The organism is Methylobacterium nigriterrae (genome assembly GCF_037106235.1).
GTDB lineage: Bacteria > Pseudomonadota > Alphaproteobacteria > Rhizobiales > Beijerinckiaceae > Methylobacterium > Methylobacterium nigriterrae.
Genome location: NZ_JBAWTG010001020.1, coordinates 1 through 256, shown reverse-complemented (window position 1 = coordinate 256; position 256 = coordinate 1). Strand labels below are relative to the sequence as shown.

General features: G+C 64.1%; 1 protein-coding gene. It reads right to left on the bottom strand.

The window, feature by feature from the left end:
- Positions 1–256, bottom strand: a 256-nt coding sequence (locus tag WDW90_RS40080) for a hypothetical protein (RefSeq protein ID WP_336493115.1), incomplete at both ends; no start/stop codon positions are given.

Below are 256 nucleotides of genomic sequence, written 5' to 3'. Positions count from 1 at the left end.
GGGGTCCTCGCCCGGCATCGTCGGGATCGGCCGCTTCCAGAACTTGACCCTATCCATCACCTCGGCGATGGTGCGCTCGACCGGGCCGCCCATGAGGGCAGGGTCGTCGGCGAGATTTTCGCTCTCCACCACCCGCCGCATGATGCGCTCGGACTTCAGGATCTCGACCTGGCTCTCAATGTTGGCCGATTCCACGTTGGCATCGGTCAGCGTCGGCGCGTTGCGCAGGTTAGCGTTGCTCTTGGTATCGATCAGG